At 71.6% G+C, this 15,491-nt stretch carries 15 protein-coding genes; 7 read left to right on the top strand and 8 right to left on the bottom strand.

Annotated elements, in window-relative coordinates; translation table 11 throughout:
- Positions 1-105: 105 nt before the first annotated feature.
- The 6 genes from BO39_RS07915 to BO39_RS07890 form a co-directional block, all read right to left on the bottom strand.
- On the bottom strand, positions 106-1,191 hold the full coding sequence (locus BO39_RS07915; RefSeq protein WP_052401778.1) for an aromatic ring-hydroxylating oxygenase subunit alpha: 1,086 nt from the start codon (positions 1,189-1,191) through the stop codon (positions 106-108).
- A 92-nt stretch (positions 1,192-1,283) separates the two neighbouring features.
- Positions 1,284-3,239: a phosphoenolpyruvate--protein phosphotransferase gene (gene ptsP, locus BO39_RS07910; protein WP_211257398.1), complete on the bottom strand. Its 1,956-nt coding sequence runs from the start codon at positions 3,237-3,239 to the stop codon at positions 1,284-1,286.
- Between the two features lie 55 nt (positions 3,240-3,294).
- Positions 3,295-3,624, bottom strand: coding sequence for an HPr family phosphocarrier protein (locus BO39_RS07905; RefSeq protein WP_043831738.1), 330 nt, complete (start codon positions 3,622-3,624; stop codon positions 3,295-3,297).
- Positions 3,621-4,070, bottom strand: a complete 450-nt coding sequence (locus BO39_RS07900; RefSeq protein ID WP_043831737.1) for a PTS sugar transporter subunit IIA — start codon at positions 4,068-4,070, stop codon at positions 3,621-3,623. Before BO39_RS07900 ends, BO39_RS07905 begins: the two co-directional genes overlap by 4 nt.
- Positions 4,071-4,206: 136 nt before the next feature.
- Entirely contained in the window at positions 4,207-5,112 is a 906-nt protein-coding gene (rapZ, locus tag BO39_RS07895; protein ID WP_084697939.1) for an RNase adapter RapZ, read from the bottom strand.
- Between the two features lie 44 nt (positions 5,113-5,156).
- A complete protein-coding gene (locus BO39_RS07890; protein ID WP_052401777.1) occupies positions 5,157-5,612 on the bottom strand; it encodes an HPr kinase/phosphorylase in 456 nt (151 codons plus the stop codon).
- Positions 5,613-5,751: 139 nt separating this feature from the next.
- Here BO39_RS07890 and BO39_RS07885 point away from each other — a divergent pair, with 139 nt between their 5' ends.
- The 5 genes from BO39_RS07885 to eda all read left to right on the top strand — a co-directional run bounded on the left by BO39_RS07885 (position 5,752) and on the right by eda (position 11,252).
- A complete protein-coding gene (locus BO39_RS07885) occupies positions 5,752-6,678 on the top strand; it encodes a threonine/serine dehydratase (protein ID WP_043831735.1) in 927 nt (308 codons plus the stop codon).
- A gap of 81 nt (positions 6,679-6,759) precedes the next feature.
- Positions 6,760-7,683: a manganese catalase family protein gene (locus tag BO39_RS07880; RefSeq protein WP_043831733.1), complete on the top strand. Its 924-nt coding sequence runs from the start codon at positions 6,760-6,762 to the stop codon at positions 7,681-7,683.
- A gap of 208 nt (positions 7,684-7,891) precedes the next feature.
- The gene (locus BO39_RS07875; RefSeq protein WP_043831731.1) at positions 7,892-9,658 is read left to right on the top strand and encodes an IlvD/Edd family dehydratase; all 1,767 of its coding nucleotides are present in this window, start codon (positions 7,892-7,894) and stop codon (positions 9,656-9,658) included.
- A 17-nt stretch (positions 9,659-9,675) separates the two neighbouring features.
- Complete coding sequence (locus BO39_RS07870; RefSeq protein WP_043831729.1) at positions 9,676-10,623, top strand: sugar kinase; 948 nt, start codon at positions 9,676-9,678, stop codon at positions 10,621-10,623.
- Positions 10,620-11,252, top strand: a complete 633-nt coding sequence (eda, locus tag BO39_RS07865; protein ID WP_043831727.1) for a bifunctional 4-hydroxy-2-oxoglutarate aldolase/2-dehydro-3-deoxy-phosphogluconate aldolase — start codon at positions 10,620-10,622, stop codon at positions 11,250-11,252. The genes BO39_RS07870 and eda overlap by 4 nt, the downstream gene beginning before the upstream one ends.
- 269 nt (positions 11,253-11,521) lie before the next feature.
- Here eda and BO39_RS07860 read toward each other — a convergent pair whose 3' ends face one another.
- A complete protein-coding gene (locus BO39_RS07860; RefSeq protein ID WP_043831725.1) occupies positions 11,522-12,313 on the bottom strand; it encodes an SDR family NAD(P)-dependent oxidoreductase in 792 nt (263 codons plus the stop codon).
- Complete coding sequence (locus tag BO39_RS07855; protein ID WP_169742739.1) at positions 12,310-14,073, bottom strand: capsular polysaccharide export protein, LipB/KpsS family; 1,764 nt, start codon at positions 14,071-14,073, stop codon at positions 12,310-12,312. The genes BO39_RS07860 and BO39_RS07855 overlap by 4 nt, the downstream gene beginning before the upstream one ends.
- Before the next feature lie 84 nt (positions 14,074-14,157).
- On the opposite strand from BO39_RS07855, the gene BO39_RS07850 reads away from it, so the two are divergent.
- Both BO39_RS07850 and BO39_RS07845 read left to right on the top strand, forming a co-directional pair.
- Complete coding sequence (locus BO39_RS07850; protein WP_169742738.1) at positions 14,158-14,649, top strand: DVU3141 family protein; 492 nt, start codon at positions 14,158-14,160, stop codon at positions 14,647-14,649.
- On the top strand, positions 14,646-15,473 hold the full coding sequence (locus BO39_RS07845; RefSeq protein WP_156963573.1) for an ABC transporter permease: 828 nt from the start codon (positions 14,646-14,648) through the stop codon (positions 15,471-15,473). The genes BO39_RS07850 and BO39_RS07845 overlap by 4 nt, the downstream gene beginning before the upstream one ends.
- The last annotated feature ends 18 nt before the right edge of the window (positions 15,474-15,491 follow it).

The following is a 15,491-nucleotide window of genomic DNA, read 5'->3' as shown; positions in this document are numbered from 1 at the left end:
TCTTAGCTTTCGCGGGTTGCGGCGGCGCGGCACAGAGTAAAGTTCTCCGCCACAACCTTCACGCGAAACATTGCAACCGTTCCGGGTTGCGCCAAGCAGCAGCACTCAGGCCAGGGTCGCCCCGCCCCGTGCGCGCAGCAGGGAACGGAGGTTACGGATTACCGGGAACACCTCCTGGTTCCAGTCCTCGCCCTGTGCATCGTGCGCGGCCTGCTCCATCTCCACGATCTCGCGGTCCTCGCGGAAGATGCGTTCGGTAAAGACCACCAGCAGAGGCCAGCCGGCCTCCAGCAGGCCCGGGATTTTCGGGCGCTTGACCGAGAGCAACCCGAAGGTGCGGTTGCGGCGCTGGGCGGCGTCCACGGGCACATAGGCGATCCAGAGGTCCATCACCGGCGCGTCATCACCCGTCTGGATGCGAAGCGTCTGGTAGGGATACTCCGTGCGGATCGTCATCAGGTCCTTCTCCGCGGAGGAGGCGGGCGCGCCGACCTTGCGGCGCTCACCGAAGATGGCGGCCTCGCCCAGCGGCTGCTTTCCGCCCACGCGGGAGAAGGTGTAGCGCGCCTCGACGAAATCCTCGCCCTGCGCGCCGCCCCGGAAGCGGGGAACCATGTTCCCCATCTGCTTCCGGTGCAGGAACTGATGGTTCATGTCCATCAGGTTCTCATGCATGAAGCTGTAGTGGCAGCCCACCTCCTGCCCGAAGCGGCGCGTCTTGTAGCGGGCATCGGCGACCGAGCCGAGCGACGGCAGCGGCACGGTGTCGGCCAGCGCGGGATCGCCGGGGAAGACGAGGATCAGCCCCTCCACCTCGCGGCAGGGATAGGCGCGCACCCCGTTCGGCAGCTTGTCCTTGCCGAGATAGGGCACGTCCACGCACTTCCCGGCCTCGTTATAGGCCCAGCCGTGATAGCCGCAGCGGATCGCGCAGCCCTCCACCAGCCCGTTGCTCAGCGGCACCTGGCGATGGGCGCAGCGGTCCTCCAGCGCGAAGACCGGGCCCTCCTTCGGGCGCACGAGCACGATGGGGTCGCCCGCGAAGCGCACAGCCAGCGGCTTGCCGGGCTTCAACTCGTTCGACCAGGCGAGCGGATACCAATGGTCGGGGTGGGCCCCCACCCGGCGCAGGTCGCGGTCGAGGTCGCGCCCGTGGCGCACGCCCTCCCCTGCCGGCATCACCTGATCCATTCGCCCTCGCTATCCCGCGTCGCGGCCGCCCGTCCTGGCCGCCCGTCACAGAAGCAGACTGGCACGGACGGGGGAGCAAGTCAGGGGGCGGGTCAGCCCTTCCCCTCGCCAGGGACGAAGTTCATCACCAGCTCCTGGATGCGCAGGGGATCGGACTGCTCCATCACGCGCCGCGCGAAGCGGGCGCAGTCGTCCACGTTCAGCGCGCGCACCATCTGCTTCACGCGCGGGATCGCGCTCGCGTTCATGGAAAGGCTGCGCAGGCCGAGGCCCATCAGCAGCGGCACCAGCCGAGGATTGCCCGCCATCTCCCCGCAGACGGAAACCGGCATGCGCAGCCGCAGCGCGGCCTCCGTCGCGAACTGGATCAGCCGCAGCACCGCGGGGTGCAGCGGATCGTAGAGGTGCGAGACCTCCACCTCCGCCCGATCCACCGCCAGCGTGTACATCGCGAGATCATTCGTGCCGATTGCGAAGAAATCCGCCTCCAGCGCGATGGCGTCGGCGGCCAGCGCCGCGCCGGGCGTCTCGATCATCACGCCGAGTGGCGGCAGCTTCTCCGGCAGGGTCACGCCGCGGCGGCGCACGCGCTTGACCACGCGGTCGTAGATCTCGCGCGCCTTGCTCACCTCCTCGGGGATGGTGACCATCGGCAGGAGGATCCGCACCTTGCCGAGCGCCGCGACCCGCAGGATGGCCGCGAACTGCACCTCCAGCAGCTCCGGCCGGCGCAGCAGCATGCGGATGCCGCGCAGTCCGAGGGCGGGGTTCGGCCCGGCATGGAAGGGCTCGATGCCCTCCGCCAGCGCCTCCATGTCCTTCTCGCCGCCCCAGTCGAGAACGCGGATGGTCACGCCCGCGCCGTCCGTGCCCTCCACGATCTGGCGATAGGCCTCGTAATGCGCCTCCTCGTCGGGCAGGCCCTGGCGGTTCATGAAGAGGAACTCGGTGCGCACCAGCCCCACGCCCTGCGCGCCGGCCTGGGCGATCAGCGGCAGCTCGGCCGGAATCTCCAGGTTTGCCTGGAGCTCCATCTCCTCCCCATCCGTGGTGATGGCCGGCAGGCGGCGCAGCTTGCCGAGGCGCGTCCGCTCCTTTGCGTAGGCGACCGAGGCCTCGCGCCCCGCCGCCAGCGCCTCCGGTCCCGGGCGCAGCACGATGGTGCCGGCCCCGCCGTCGAGCACCGCCTGGTCCCCGCGGGAGAGCGCATTGGCCAAGCCGGGCAGGCCGAGCACGCTGGGGATGCCGAGCGCACGCAGCATGATCGCGGTGTGCCCGTCCGCGCCGCCCTCCTCCGCCGCGACACCGGCGATGCGCGAGGGATCGAGCAGCGCGGCATCCGCTGGCGTCAGCTCCTCCGCGATCAGGATCGATCCCTCCGGCACGTCCTTGAAGGAGCGGAAGCCGGATTCCGTGAGGTTGCGGGTCAGGCGGCGGGCAATCTCGTGCACCTCGCCAGCGCGGCGGCGCAGCCCCGCCTTGTCGTCGTCCCGCGCCTGCAGGATGGCGTTGGCGATGGCGTCCGCCTCGTCGTCCACCGCGGTCTCGGCCGATAGAAGCTCCGCATCGATGCGCTTGCGGGCGCCGCGGATGAGGCGGCTCTCGCCGAGCATCATCGAGTAGGCGTCGAGCAGCGGCTCCAGCTCCTCCTGCGCCTCCTCGGGCAGGATGGCCAGGCGGGCCTTCAGCTTCGAGACCTGCTTGCGCGACGCCGCGATGGCCGCGTTCAGCCGCGCCCGCTCCGCCTCCACCTGCCCCGCCGTGATGTTCCGGCGCGGCGCCGCCGCCGGCGCCTCGGCCGTGTCGTAGACGGTGCCGATGGCAACGCCCGGGGAGATAGGAATCCCCTTGATCGTCAGCTCGCGGCCCCGCCGGGCGCCCTTGCCGCGCGCCTCCGCCTTGGCGGACTTGCCGTCCCGCCCGTCCGCGAGCCTGTCCTCCCGCCCCTCGGCGGACTTGCCGTCGCGGGCTCCAGCGGACTTTCCGTCTCGCGTTTCGGCGGACTTTCCGTCCGCGCCACGGGGGCCAGGCGGCGCCTCCGTCTTCATCAGACCCTCCGTCCGGCGCTTGCCGGCGACCTTCGCTCCACCCGGCTCCGCGGGGCTAGTCCTCGTTGAAGCCGGCCTCGATCAGGGCCGCCACCTCGTCGATCGTCTCGCGCGCGTCCCAGCCCTCGGCTTCGAGCAGCACGGTCGCGCCGCGGCCAGCGCCCAGCATCATCAGCCCCATGATGGAGCAGGCGGGCACCGTCTGGCCATCATGCGTGACATTGAGGCAGGAGCAGTGCTTCTCGGCCACCGTCACCAGCTTCGCGGCCGCGCGAGCGTGCAGGCCGCGCTGGTTGCGGATGGTCACGCTGCGGCGCAGCACCACCGGGGCGCCCTCGGGCTTGGCCGCCTTCGGCTCCACCGCGGGGACGGCATCATTGCTCATCGTTTCACTCCACCATTGCCGTTACCGTCGCCGCGGAGTTCCCCCGCGGTCGCCATGTACTTGCGGCCGGCGTTCACGGCGTGATCCACCGCCTCGGCCAGGGGTTCCGAGCCGCGCAGCTTCGCCAGCTTCACCAGAAGCGGCAGATTTACGCCCGCCACCACCTCCACCTGCCGGCCGCAGCAGCCCGTGGGGGCGCAGCGGTCCTTGATGGAGGCCGCGAGGTTGGAGGGCGTGCCACCGAACATGTCGGTCAGCACCACCACCCCGTCGCCCTGGTCCACATCCTCCACCGCCGCGCGGATATCGCCGCGCCGGCCCTCGAGATCGTCCTCCGGGCCGATGCAGATGGTGGAGATCGCCTTCTGGGGACCCATGACATGCTCCATGGCGAGGCGAAGCTCCTCCGCCAGGCGACCATGGGTGACGAGAACAACGCCGATCATGGGCGCTCCGGGGCACGCGCCCGGCATGCACGCGGGCGCGTGCCGGCCGGGACGAGGATGAGCTCGGCAGCTGTCGCTCTGGCCGGGACGGACGGGTTGAGCGCCGGGGCGGGGGCCGCGGCGGAGGGATTCTGGTTCATGCTCGATGGGTCGATATGGGGTGCGGCAAGGGCCGTTGTGAGTCGTCTTCCGGGAAGGTTTCCCGGATCGAAAGTTCACGGTGGAACAGCTCCACCGGCCAGCCGGCGCCGACGAGGCGGGCGGCCAGGCGCTCCGCCGTCAGGACCGAGCGATGCTTGCCGCCGGTGCAGCCCAGCGCCACGGTCAGGTACTTCTTGCCCCCCGCCTCATAGGCCGGCAAGAGCGGGTCCAGCAGCGCCGTCATGCGCGCCCAGAATGGGGCCCATTCGGGGTCCTCCTCAATATAGGCGGCCACGGGCGCGTCCCGGCCGGTCAGGGGGCGGAGCGCAGGATCGTAGTGCGGGTTGCGCAGGAATCGCAGGTCCAGCACCAGGTCCGCCTCCCGCGGCAAGCCGCGCGGGTAGCCGAAGGACATCACCGCGACCGACATCCGCGACCCACCCGCCCGGCCGTAGCGGTGCTCGATCATCCGGCGCAACTCCGGCAGCGGCAGGCCGGAGGTGTCGATCACCCAGTCCGCCGCGTCCCGCAATGGCGCCAGCAGCTCCGCCTCCCGCGCGATGCCGTCCGCCACGCCGGAGCCGGCGGGGGCCAGCGGGTGGCGCCGGCGCGTCTCGGAATAGCGGCGGAGAAGCACGTCCTCCTCGGCGTCCATGAAGACGAGGTCGGGCGACGGCCCGCCGCGCGCCCGCAGCGCGTCGAGCCCGGCCAGCAGGGCCGCCGCGTCGAAGCCCCGCGTGCGGGTGTCCATGCCGATCGCCAGCGGCCGCTCCCCGGGGCCGGCCATCAGTTCCGCGAGCACCGTGAGCGGCGGGTTGTCCACCGTCTCGTAGCCGAGATCCTCCAGCACGCGCAGCGCCGAGACCTTCCCCGCGCCCGAGAGGCCGGTGACCACCACCATGGGGCGATGAATGGCCGGTGCGGCGGGTTGGGGCCCGGCGGCGTTCAGGGCACCGCCTCCAGCGCGCCTGCCCGGCAGGCCAGACGGCCCGCGAGCACCTCGAGGGCGAAGGCGAGCTTGCGCGGGGCGGAGGACTCCACCGCGTGGAGCGCGAGGCGCGGCAGGGTCTGTCCCAGCGCCTCGAAGCGGGCGGGTTCGGGCAGGCGCGGCACCTCGGCGCGGGGCACGCAGTCCACCGCGAGGGCGAGCGGCACCTCGGGGGCCGACTCCAGGCCCGCGATCAGCCCGAGGCCCCGCACCTCGATCATGCCGCGCAGCGCCTCGGGCGCGCGGGCGCGCAACACCTTCCCTTCGGCGCGGAGCAGGACCTGGTCATCGGCCACGAGAGTCCATCCCTCCCCCATCAGGCGCAAGAGAAGGTCGGACTTCCCGGAGCCGGGCGGCCCCAGGAGAAGGACGCCGATGCCCTGGCGCGCCGCGCAGGCGCCGTGTTGCAGCATGGAGACTTGGTCATGTTCCCGAATTCGCGAGCGGACCCTGGCAGGATTCCGGCGGGGACGGAAGCGCCACCTGCCGGGCCCCTGACGCCGCTGGCATGCGGCATGGACAGCGCCGCCCACCTGCCTCATCCAGCAGAACATGACCAGCCGCCCCGATATCGAAGCCGCCGCCGCGCGCATCGCCCCCCATGTCCGCCACACCCCCGTCCTGGAACTGCCGCCCGCGGCGCTCGGCACGTCCTGTGCCGTCTCGCTGAAACTAGAGCAGCTTCAGGTTAGCGGTTCCTTCAAGGCCCGTGGCGCCTTCAACGCCCTGTTGCAATCGGGCGCGCGGGAGGTGATCGCGGCCTCCGGTGGGAACCATGGCGCGGCCGTTGCCCATGCGGCGGCCGCGCTGGGCATCCGGGCGGAGATCTACGTGCCCGCCATCTCCGCCGCCTCGAAGGTCGCGCGCATCCGCGAGGCCGGGGCGGTCGTCGTGCAGGGCGGCGCCACCTATGCCGAGGCCTTCGCCGCCAGCGAGGCCCGCCGCGCCGAGACCGGCGCCGCCTCGGTCCACGCCTATGACCAGCCGGAGGTGCTGGCCGGCCAGGGCACCGTCGCGCGCGAGTTCGAGGCGGACGCGCCGGGGCTGACCCATGTGCTCGTCGCGGTCGGCGGAGGCGGGCTGATCGGAGGCATGGCCGCCTGGTTCGCCGGCGGCCCGGTCCAGCTGGTGGCGGTGGAGCCGGAGGGCTGCCCCACCTTCCACGAAGCACTGCGCGCGGGCGAGCCGGTGGACGCGCCCGTGGGCGGCCTCGCCGCGGACAGCCTCGGGGCGCGCCGCGTCGGCGGCCTTATGTTCGGCATCGCGCGGGATGTCGTCCGCGAATCCGTGCTTGTGGAGGACGAGGCGATCCTCGAGGCCCAGCGCCGCCTCTGGTCCACCGCCCGCGTGGTAGCCGAGCCGGGCGGGGCGACGGCGCTGGCCGCCCTTCTCTCCGGCGCCTGGGTGCCGCCGCCGGGCGCGCGGGTCGGCGTGCTCGTCTGCGGGGGCAACTGCCAGCCGGGTTCTGTTGCTGGTTGAGGAAGCGCACGAAGCCGGCATCGCGCCGAACCATCCCGGGGATCGCCCGTTCCGACAGGCGTTACCCCAGGAGGCTGATCTATGTTTATGCGCGTCGACAAGCTGCAAGCCGAGCTGCCCGCGCCCAAGCGGAAGGACCCTAACGCCGCCGCCGCCCTGCAGGAGCTGCTCGGGGGCAAGTACGGCGAGATGTCCACCCTCGGGAACTACATGTTCCAGAGCTTCAATTTCCGCAGCAAGGACAAGCTGAAGCCCTTCTACAGCCTCGTCGCCTCCATCACCGCGGAGGAGCTGGGGCATGTGGAGCTGGTGAGCAACGGCGTTGCCATGCTCAACAACGGCCCTGACAAGCCGGGTGCCGACGAAGGCGATGGCGGCGACATCTCCGGCGCGCCCTTCGAGGCGATGAAGGACATCCGCTCCTTCGCCAGCTTCGCCTCCCATGGCGGCGGCAGCACGCCGGTGAACAGCAACTCCATGTCCTGGAACGCGGACATGGTGACCACGACGGGCAACGTCGTCGTGGACCTGCTGCACAACTTCCACCTCGAATGCGGCGCGCGGCTGCACAAGCTGCGGGTCTATGAGACGCTGTCCGACCCCACGGGTCGCGAGGTCTGCGGCTATCTTCTCGTCCGCGGCTCGGTCCACGCGCACGCCTATGCGCTGGCGCTGAAGAACATCACGGGCGTGGATCTGGAGAAGTTCCTGCCGACGCCGAACATCAACCTGGCGCGCATCCCCGAGTGCCAGAAGTACCTCGCCGAGGGCTCGCACCGCCGGCTCTATACGTTCAGCCCCGCCGACTACAAGGACATGGCGGGCATTTGGGGCAATGGCGAGCAGGCCCTGCCGGGCGACCCGCCGGGCGAGCTGACCGTGGTGGATGGCCTGCCCGAGGGCGGCAAGATCCACCAGCTCACGGGCATCCCCTCCGCCTTCGCGCCGGACTACGCGCCTGAGGAGATGTTCGAGATCGCGACGAAGCTCACGAAGAAGATGTAACTGCGACGGGCCGGGGAGCCTTCCCCGGCCCTTTTCTCCTCAGCGGCAGGGCAGGTCGGCCCTGGGCCGAAACCTTCGGCCGGCACCCGGCTCACATCTCCGCCCCCGCAACGAACCCTGGCGCGGGTTCCTCTGGATCAATCCAAGGGCTAGCATCGGCAAGGGTAACTGAAACCCGCCCGCGGAAGATCTAGGGGGAGTCGTCACGGTGAAGCTGCGTAGCCAGGCTTGGTTCGACAATCCCGAAGACCCCGGCATGACGGCGCTCTACCTGGAGCGCTACCTCAACCTCGGTGTCACGCGCGCTGAGCTTCAGTCCGGCCGCCCGATCATCGGCATCGCCCAGACCGGCAGCGACCTCGCGCCCTGCAACCGCCACCACCTGGTGCTGGCCGAGCGCGTAAAGGCCGGCATTCGTGAGGCCGGCGGCATCCCCATGGAATTCCCCGTCCACCCGATTCAGGAAACGGGCAAGCGGCCGACGGCGGCGCTCGACCGCAACCTCGCCTATCTAGGCCTTGTGGAGGTGCTGTTCGGCTACCCGCTGGACGGCGTGGTGCTGACCACCGGTTGCGACAAGACGACGCCCGCCTGCCTGATGGCGGCCGCCACGGTGAACATGCCGGCCATCGTCCTCTCGGGCGGGCCGATGTTGGACGGGCACTACAAGGGGCGCCTCGCCGGCAGCGGCACGATCATCTGGGAGGGGCGGCAGCGCCTGGCCGCGGGCGAGATCGACTACGGCGAGTTCATGGACATGGCCGCGGCCTCGGCGCCGAGCATCGGCCACTGCAACACCATGGGCACCGCCCTCTCAATGAACTCCCTTGCCGAGGCGCTGGGCATGAGCCTGCCCACCTGCGCCTCCATCCCCGCGCCCTACAGCGAGCGCGGGCAGATGGCCTACCGCACGGGGCTGCGCATCGTGGACATGGTGCGCGAGGACCTGACGCCGCGGAAGGTCATGACGAAGGAGGCCTTCGAGAACGCTATCCTCGTGGCCTCCGCCATCGGCGCCTCCACCAACGCGCCGCCGCACCTCATCGCCATCGCGCGCCACGTGGGCGTGGAGCTCTCCCTCGAGGACTGGCAGCGCGTGGGCCACGACGTGCCGATGCTCGTGAACTGCCAGCCGGCCGGGCAGTATCTCGGCGAGGCCTTCCACCGTGCCGGCGGCGTGCCCGCCGTCATGCGCGAGCTGCTTGACGCCGGGCTGCTGCGCGGCGGCGCGCTGAGCGTCACGGGCCGCAGCGTGGCCGAGGAGATGGCCGGTGCCGGATCCCAGGACCGCGACGTGATCCGCCCCTTCGCGGAACCCCTGGTGCCCGAGGCCGGGATGCTGGTGATGACCGGCAACCTCTTCGATTCCGGCATCATGAAGACGAGCGTCATCTCCCCCGAGTTCCGCGCCCGCTACCTTTCGAACCCGGACGACCTCGACGCTTTCGAGGGGCGTGCGATCGTCTTCGAGGGGCCGGAAGACTACCACCACCGGATCAACGAGCCCTCACTCCAGATCGACGAGCACTGCATCCTGTTCATCCGCAACTGCGGGCCGGTCGGCTATCCCGGCTCGGCAGAGGTGGTGAACATGCAGCCGCCGGACGAGCTGATCCGCCGCGGCGTCCATGCCCTGCCCTGCATCGGCGACGGGCGGCAGAGCGGCACCTCGGCCAGCCCCTCCATCCTCAACGTCTCGCCGGAAGCGGCGGCGGGCGGCAACCTGGCCATCCTCCGCACCGGCGACCGCGTGAGGGTGGACCTGCCGAAGCGGCGCGTGGACCTGCTTGTCTCGGATGACGAGATCGCCTCCCGCCGCGCCGCGCTGCCTCCCCTGCAGCTGAAGAACCAGACGCCCTGGCAGGCGCTCTACCGCGCGACGGTCGGGCAGCTCTCGACCGGCGCCTGCATGGAGGACACCGTGGCCTACCAAGACCTCGTGCACACGGCGGGCCTGCCGCGCAACTCGCACTGAGTGGGTCGGGTGCCGCCATGACGCCGCGCGTCGTCTGCCTCGGCGAGTGCATGATCGAGCTGCGCCAGCGCCCGGACGGGCTGCTGGCGCGCGCCTTCGGCGGCGACACGCTGAACACTGCTGTCTATCTCGCGCGGCTCGGCGTCGGCGTGGACTACGCGACCGCCCTCGGCGACGACGCGCATAGCGAGGAGATGCTGCGCGCCTGGGCGGAGGAAGGCGTCGGCACCTCGCTCGTGCTGCGCCTGCCCGGGCGGCTGCCGGGCCTCTACCTCATCGAGACCGACGAGAGGGGGGAGCGCCGCTTCTCCTACTGGCGCGACCAGGCGCCGGTCCGCCAGCTCTTCGAGCAGCCCGAGACGCCGCGCATCGAGGCGGGGATCGCGGGGGCCGATCTGGTCTATCTCTCCGGCATCACCCTTTCCCTCTTCCGCGGCGCGGCACGGGAGCGGCTCTTCGCAACGCTGGAGGCGCTGCGCGCCCGCGGCGGCGCGCTTGCCTTCGACAGCAACTTCCGCCCCCGCGGCTGGCCGGATCGCGAGGAGGCGCGCGCCGTCTACGACCGCGCCATCGCGCTCAGCACCACCGTCCTCGCGGGGGTGGAGGACTTCACCCTTCTCGACGGCGAGGCGACGCCCGAGGGGTTGATCGCGCGCTTTCGTGCCGCCGACGTGCCGGAGGTGGTGGTGAAGCTCGCCGAACCCGGCTGTATCGTGGCGCCCCCCGGACGCGAGACGCCGGTTCCCCCGCCCGAAGCCGTGAAGCCCGTGGACACGACCGGCGCGGGCGACAGCTTCGCCGCCGCCTATCTCGCCGCGCGCCTGAACGGGGCCGACCCCGAGGCGGCGGCCCTCGCCGGCCATCGCCTCGCGGGTGTGGTGGTGCGCCACCCCGGCGCCATCATCCCGCGCGACGCCATGCCCGCCGACGTTCCTGGCCCGCAAAGCTCCCTGGAGACCTCATGACGACGCCCAATCCGATCGCCGATCTGCTGCGCGCGGCGCGGATCGTGCCCGTGCTGACCATCCGCGATGCCGCCCAGGCCGTGCCTCTGGCCCGCGCCCTTGTCGCCGGCGGCGTGCGCACGCTGGAGGTGACGCTGCGCACCGAGGCCGGCGCGAAGGCCGCCGAAGCGATCATGGCGGAGGTGCCGGACGCCATCGTGGGCCTCGGCACCGTCCTCGCCCGACGGGACCTGCTGCTCGCCCAACGACTCGGCGTTCCCTTCGCCGTCTCCCCCGGCGCCACGCCGGAACTGCTGGACGCCGCCGCCGAGAGCGGCATCCCCTTCGTCCCCGGTATCGCCACGGCCTCCGAACTGATGGCCGCCGCCGCGCGCGGCTTCACGACCGTGAAGCTGTTCCCCGCCGCCCAGATCGGCGGCATCGGCGCCCTGAAAGCGCTCGGCGCCCCCTTCCCGGAGGCGCGCTTCTGCCCCACCGGCGGCATCGGCGAGGACGAGATGCGCGACTACCTCGCCCTGCCCAACGTGGTGGCCGTGGGCGGTTCCTGGCTGGCACCCCCTGCGGAAATCGCGGCGGGGGAGTGGGGAGCGATCGAGGCCCGGGCGCGGCGGACGATGCAGAATACCTGATTGCGGCTCCGGTGACCCCGGAGAGGGCCCTGCCCTCTCGCACCTCCCCGCCAAGAGCCTGAGGCCCCTGGATCCTCATCTGGCTGGCGCGGATGCGATGATTGAGTGCCGATTTTTCTCGGCGCCTTTCCTGCGCGCCGTCGCCTCGGGCCCCTGACCCGAGGCGCACCGGCTGCCAGGCACCTCAAACTTGAAGAAGATGATGGTGAGGGGCTTGGGGAGAGGAAGAATTCCTTCTTCCTCTCCCCAGCGACACCAGCGGCGCCCCTTCAGGAAGGCACCCTCTCAGCAATCCGGAACCGCAGAAGCCGCACCGCCCGATCCGCGAGAGGCGCCGGCAGGAAGGAGAGCGCGCGCAGGCCGGCGACGAGCGGCAGGGGAAAGGCGCAGCTTGGCCTTCCTGCGCGCAGAGCCCTTTCGATCCGCGCCGCGGCCGCATCGGTGGTGAGGGAAAAGGGGCGACGCCCTTGCCAGGCCCGGCCCATGTCGCTCTCGAAGAAGCCCGGTGCGATCAGCGTCACCCCAGCGCCGCTGCCGCGCAGGTCGGCGCGGATGGCCTGTCCCCAGGCCCAGAGCCCGGCCTTGGAGGCGCAGTAGCCCGGGCTGTCCGGCAGTCCGTGGAAGGCTGCGACGGACGCGACGAGGCCGATCCGCCCCGCGCGGCGCGCGCGGAACGCGGGCAGGAGCGGCCCGACGAGATTCACGGAGCCGAGCAGATTCACCGAGACCTGGGCGGTGAGTTCCGCGACCCCCTCTGGCGTGCCGTCCGGCCGCCGACCGGCGGCGATGCCGGCGTTGGCGATCACGAGGGCGGTCGGCGCCGCCGCGTCCCAATCGAGCACGGTGCGCGCGACGGCCTGCGCGTCCCGCACGTCGAGCGCCGCGACGCGCACGGCGGCACCGCGGCCGGCGCAGGCGGCGGCGGTCTCGCGCAGGCCCGCCTCGCTGCGCGCGATCAGGCCAAGCGTGACGCCCGGAGCGGCCAGGCGCCGCGCCAGCGCCGCCCCCAAGCCGCGCGACGCGCCGGAAAGGATGATGCCGCCACTGAAGCCCTTCCTCACCGCCGCCCCCCGATCCGCGCGAGGGTGCCGCGCACGAAGCCCTCAACGCCCCGGTGGATGGTCAGGGGCGAGATGCGCCAGGCGGAGGGGTCATCCAGCCGGTCCATCATCACCTCCGGTGGACAGGGCAGCAGCGTCACCGGGTCGATGTAGCGTGGGTAGAGGATCAGCGCGGCGGCCACGAGCTCGTCGATGCTGCGGGCCACGCCGCGGCGGCCCGGCGGCAGGGGCACGCGGTCCTCCGTCAGCCCCCAGCCGGCGTAGAAGGGCTGGCCCCAGCAGATGACGGGCAGGCCGCGCAGCAGCGCCTCGAAGCCGGAGAGCGAGGTCAGGGTGTGCATCGCGTCCACCAGGGGCAGCAGGGTCGGCAGCGGCACGCCGCCCGCGACGGCATCCGCCAGCCCCGCAAGTTCGGGCGCGCGCAGCCGCCCCCGGCGGAAACCGGCCTCAAGGTCAGGATGCGGCTTGTAGAGGATGAAGGCCTCGGGCTCCGCCTCCCGCACGGCGCGCAGCAGGGCGAGGTTCGTGCGGATGGCGCCGCCGCCGAGGCGGACGGAGGCGTCGTCCTCCACCTGGCCGGGGACGAGGATGATACGCCGGCCGCCCCGCGCCGGCAGGTCAGGCATCGCGGCCCCGGGCGAGAGGTTGTATTTCGAGACGCCCCGCCGGACGATCTCCGCCCGCAACGCCGCGGCGCGGGTGATGAGCTCGGGCGCGAAGCTGCCCTCTGCCAGGATCGTCTCCAGCGTGGAGGGCTGGCGCGGATCGTAATAGGCGCCGCGCGCGTCGAGGCTGTAGGAGGCGCCTGGCAGGAAGCGCGCGCCCAGCCCGCGGGAGCGGATGAAGCCGTCCTCCAGCAGCCGCAGCTCCACCCCGCCCGCCCGGATGGCGGCGGCGAGGGCGTCCGGGCAGGCAGCGGCCCAGGCGACGACGGCCCCACCCTCTGCCCGGGCGCGGCCAACGGCCTGGGCGATGTCGTTCGTCATCTCCGGCGCGCCGTCCTCATGCGCCAGCACCGCCGCGACCTGTCGGCGCTTCCAGCGGGCGATGCCGATGCAAGCCGAGACGCCCCGGTTCGCCCGCGCCGCCCCCGCCCAGTCCGCCAGCAGCAGCAGCCCCTCGGCGCGGCTCCAGGGGCGGGCGCGGAAGGGATCGGCCGCGCGGAGAGAGGCGAGCAGCGAGAGGAGATGCTCGCCCTCCAGGTCGTGCGGCACCCCGGCCGCCTCGGCGAGGGCGGCCATGAAGGGTCCCGCGCCGCGGAGCGATGCCGCCGCGTCGAGCAGGGTCCAGGGAGAGAGCGGCTGGGGAAAGTGGCTGACTCCGCGAGGAGGGCGGAGGCAGGCGGCTGCGGCGGGACCGGCGAAGGGGTCGCGCGCCACCACGACCGGGCCCTCGGCCATCGCCGCCACCAGGATCGCCTCGGCACGTGCCTGGAGGCTCCGGCTGCAAGGGTCCAGCACGATCACCACTTGTCGATCACCGCCCAGCACGGCTCCGCCCGGGTCTGGAAGGGCTGCCGGGCCGCCCAATCGGTGCTGGGCGATCAGGGTGCGAAGGTCTTCCGCCTCCCCCGGCATCAGGGGTGCAGCCGATGCCGTTCGCACCAGCGGTGGCCGGTCGCGCCCGGCGAAAGAGGGTGGCGCGAAGGGTAGAACATCGAAGCGCGGCAGAAGGTTAGCCTGCGCGACAGACAGTTCTGGCCAGAAGGCCGGCAAGTGTGGCCAGCGCGCCAGGAGGTCGGGCGATGGGGAAATCGGCAACAGGTCAGCGGAATGCTGAGAAGCCGTCATCGAGTTTTTGCCCTTCACGGCATGGTGCAGTAAACTTCTCGTATGAAGGAAAGCATGGCTACCGGTTTGGTGCGGATTGGGTCCTCTCGGCCACGCCCAGGCCCCGCCCGGCGGCATTCGGCCGGGTGGGCTGCGCTCCCGCGCCTTGTCCCGGCCGTTCTCCTGCTCGCCCTCGGCGGCTGCGCGACCCATAGCACTGACGCGAGCTGGTGGAACCCGGTCGGCCTCGGGCCCGCGCCCGTCTCGCCGCCACCCGCCACCGGCGTGGTGCTGCCTGTCCGGGCCGCGGACCCGTTGGCCGCCTTCGTCGCCCGCGCCCAACCCGGCCAAGCCGAGACAGTGGTGACGGCCGATGGCGGGCGTACCGTCTCGGCACGCATGGTCAGGGCCTACAACGCTGCCTCGGGCCGCGAGTGCCGCGAGTTGCAGCTCGGCGCGTCCTCGGCGCCCGGCGGCGCTCCGGGCGCCACCTATTGCAAGGATCCCTCTCAGGGTTGGGTGGCCGCGCGCGCCCTCCTGCGGGGCGGCGCGGTCTATCGGCCGTGAGTGACGCCTCCAGCCTGCCCAACCTTCCCGCGCGGCGGGCGCGGCGGCATTGGATCATCGAGGGGGCGGCCATCCAATGGCGGGTGATCTCCGCGCTCATCATGCGCGAGATGCAGACGCGCTTCGGCCGGCACAATCTCGGCTTCCTCTGGCTCTTCCTCGAACCGCTGGTCCTCGGCACCGTGCTCGGCCTCATGCATTCCACGCACGGCCGGAGCATGCCCGGTGGGGTAGACCCCTTCCTCTTCTCCATCGTCGGCTACGTGCCGTTCTTCATGTTCCGCTCGGTCGTGAACCGCTCGGGCACGGCGCTGCACTCCAACCTCACCCTGCTGTTCCACCGCCAGGTGACGCCGGTTGACGTGCTGGTCTCACGCAACCTGCTCGAAGCAGCCGCGGTCTTCGGAGTGATCCTCCTCGTCCTCGGTGTCGCCATCTGGTGGGCGGGGGTCTGGCCCGCAGACGTCAGCGAGATCTTCTTTGCCATGCTGCTGATGTTCTTTCTCTGTCACGGCGTCTCCATGATCCTCGCGGCCGGCGTCGCGAACTGGGAAGGGCTGGAGCGGCTCATCCACCCGGTCACCTACCTCTCGATGCCGCTGTCGGGCGCCTTCTTCGCGCTGGCCTGGCTCCCGCCGGAACTGCGCGAGGTGCTTCTCTGGAACCCGCTCGTGCACCTCCACGAGATGATCCGAGAGGGCATGTTCGGCCACGCCTTCCCTTCGTACTACGACGTTGGCTACGTCGTACGCTCCATCCTGATCGTGAACCTGCTCGGCCTTGCCTATCTCCGCGGCGCGCGCCGCAAGCTCGAGATCTTCTGAGCACGGATGGTCCGGCGC

The organism is Roseomonas aerilata DSM 19363, assembly GCF_000711725.1.
GTDB lineage: Bacteria > Pseudomonadota > Alphaproteobacteria > Acetobacterales > Acetobacteraceae > Roseomonas > Roseomonas aerilata.
The sequence above is the reverse complement of the archived record's forward strand: the minus strand, read 5'-3'. Positions and strand labels throughout refer to the sequence as shown.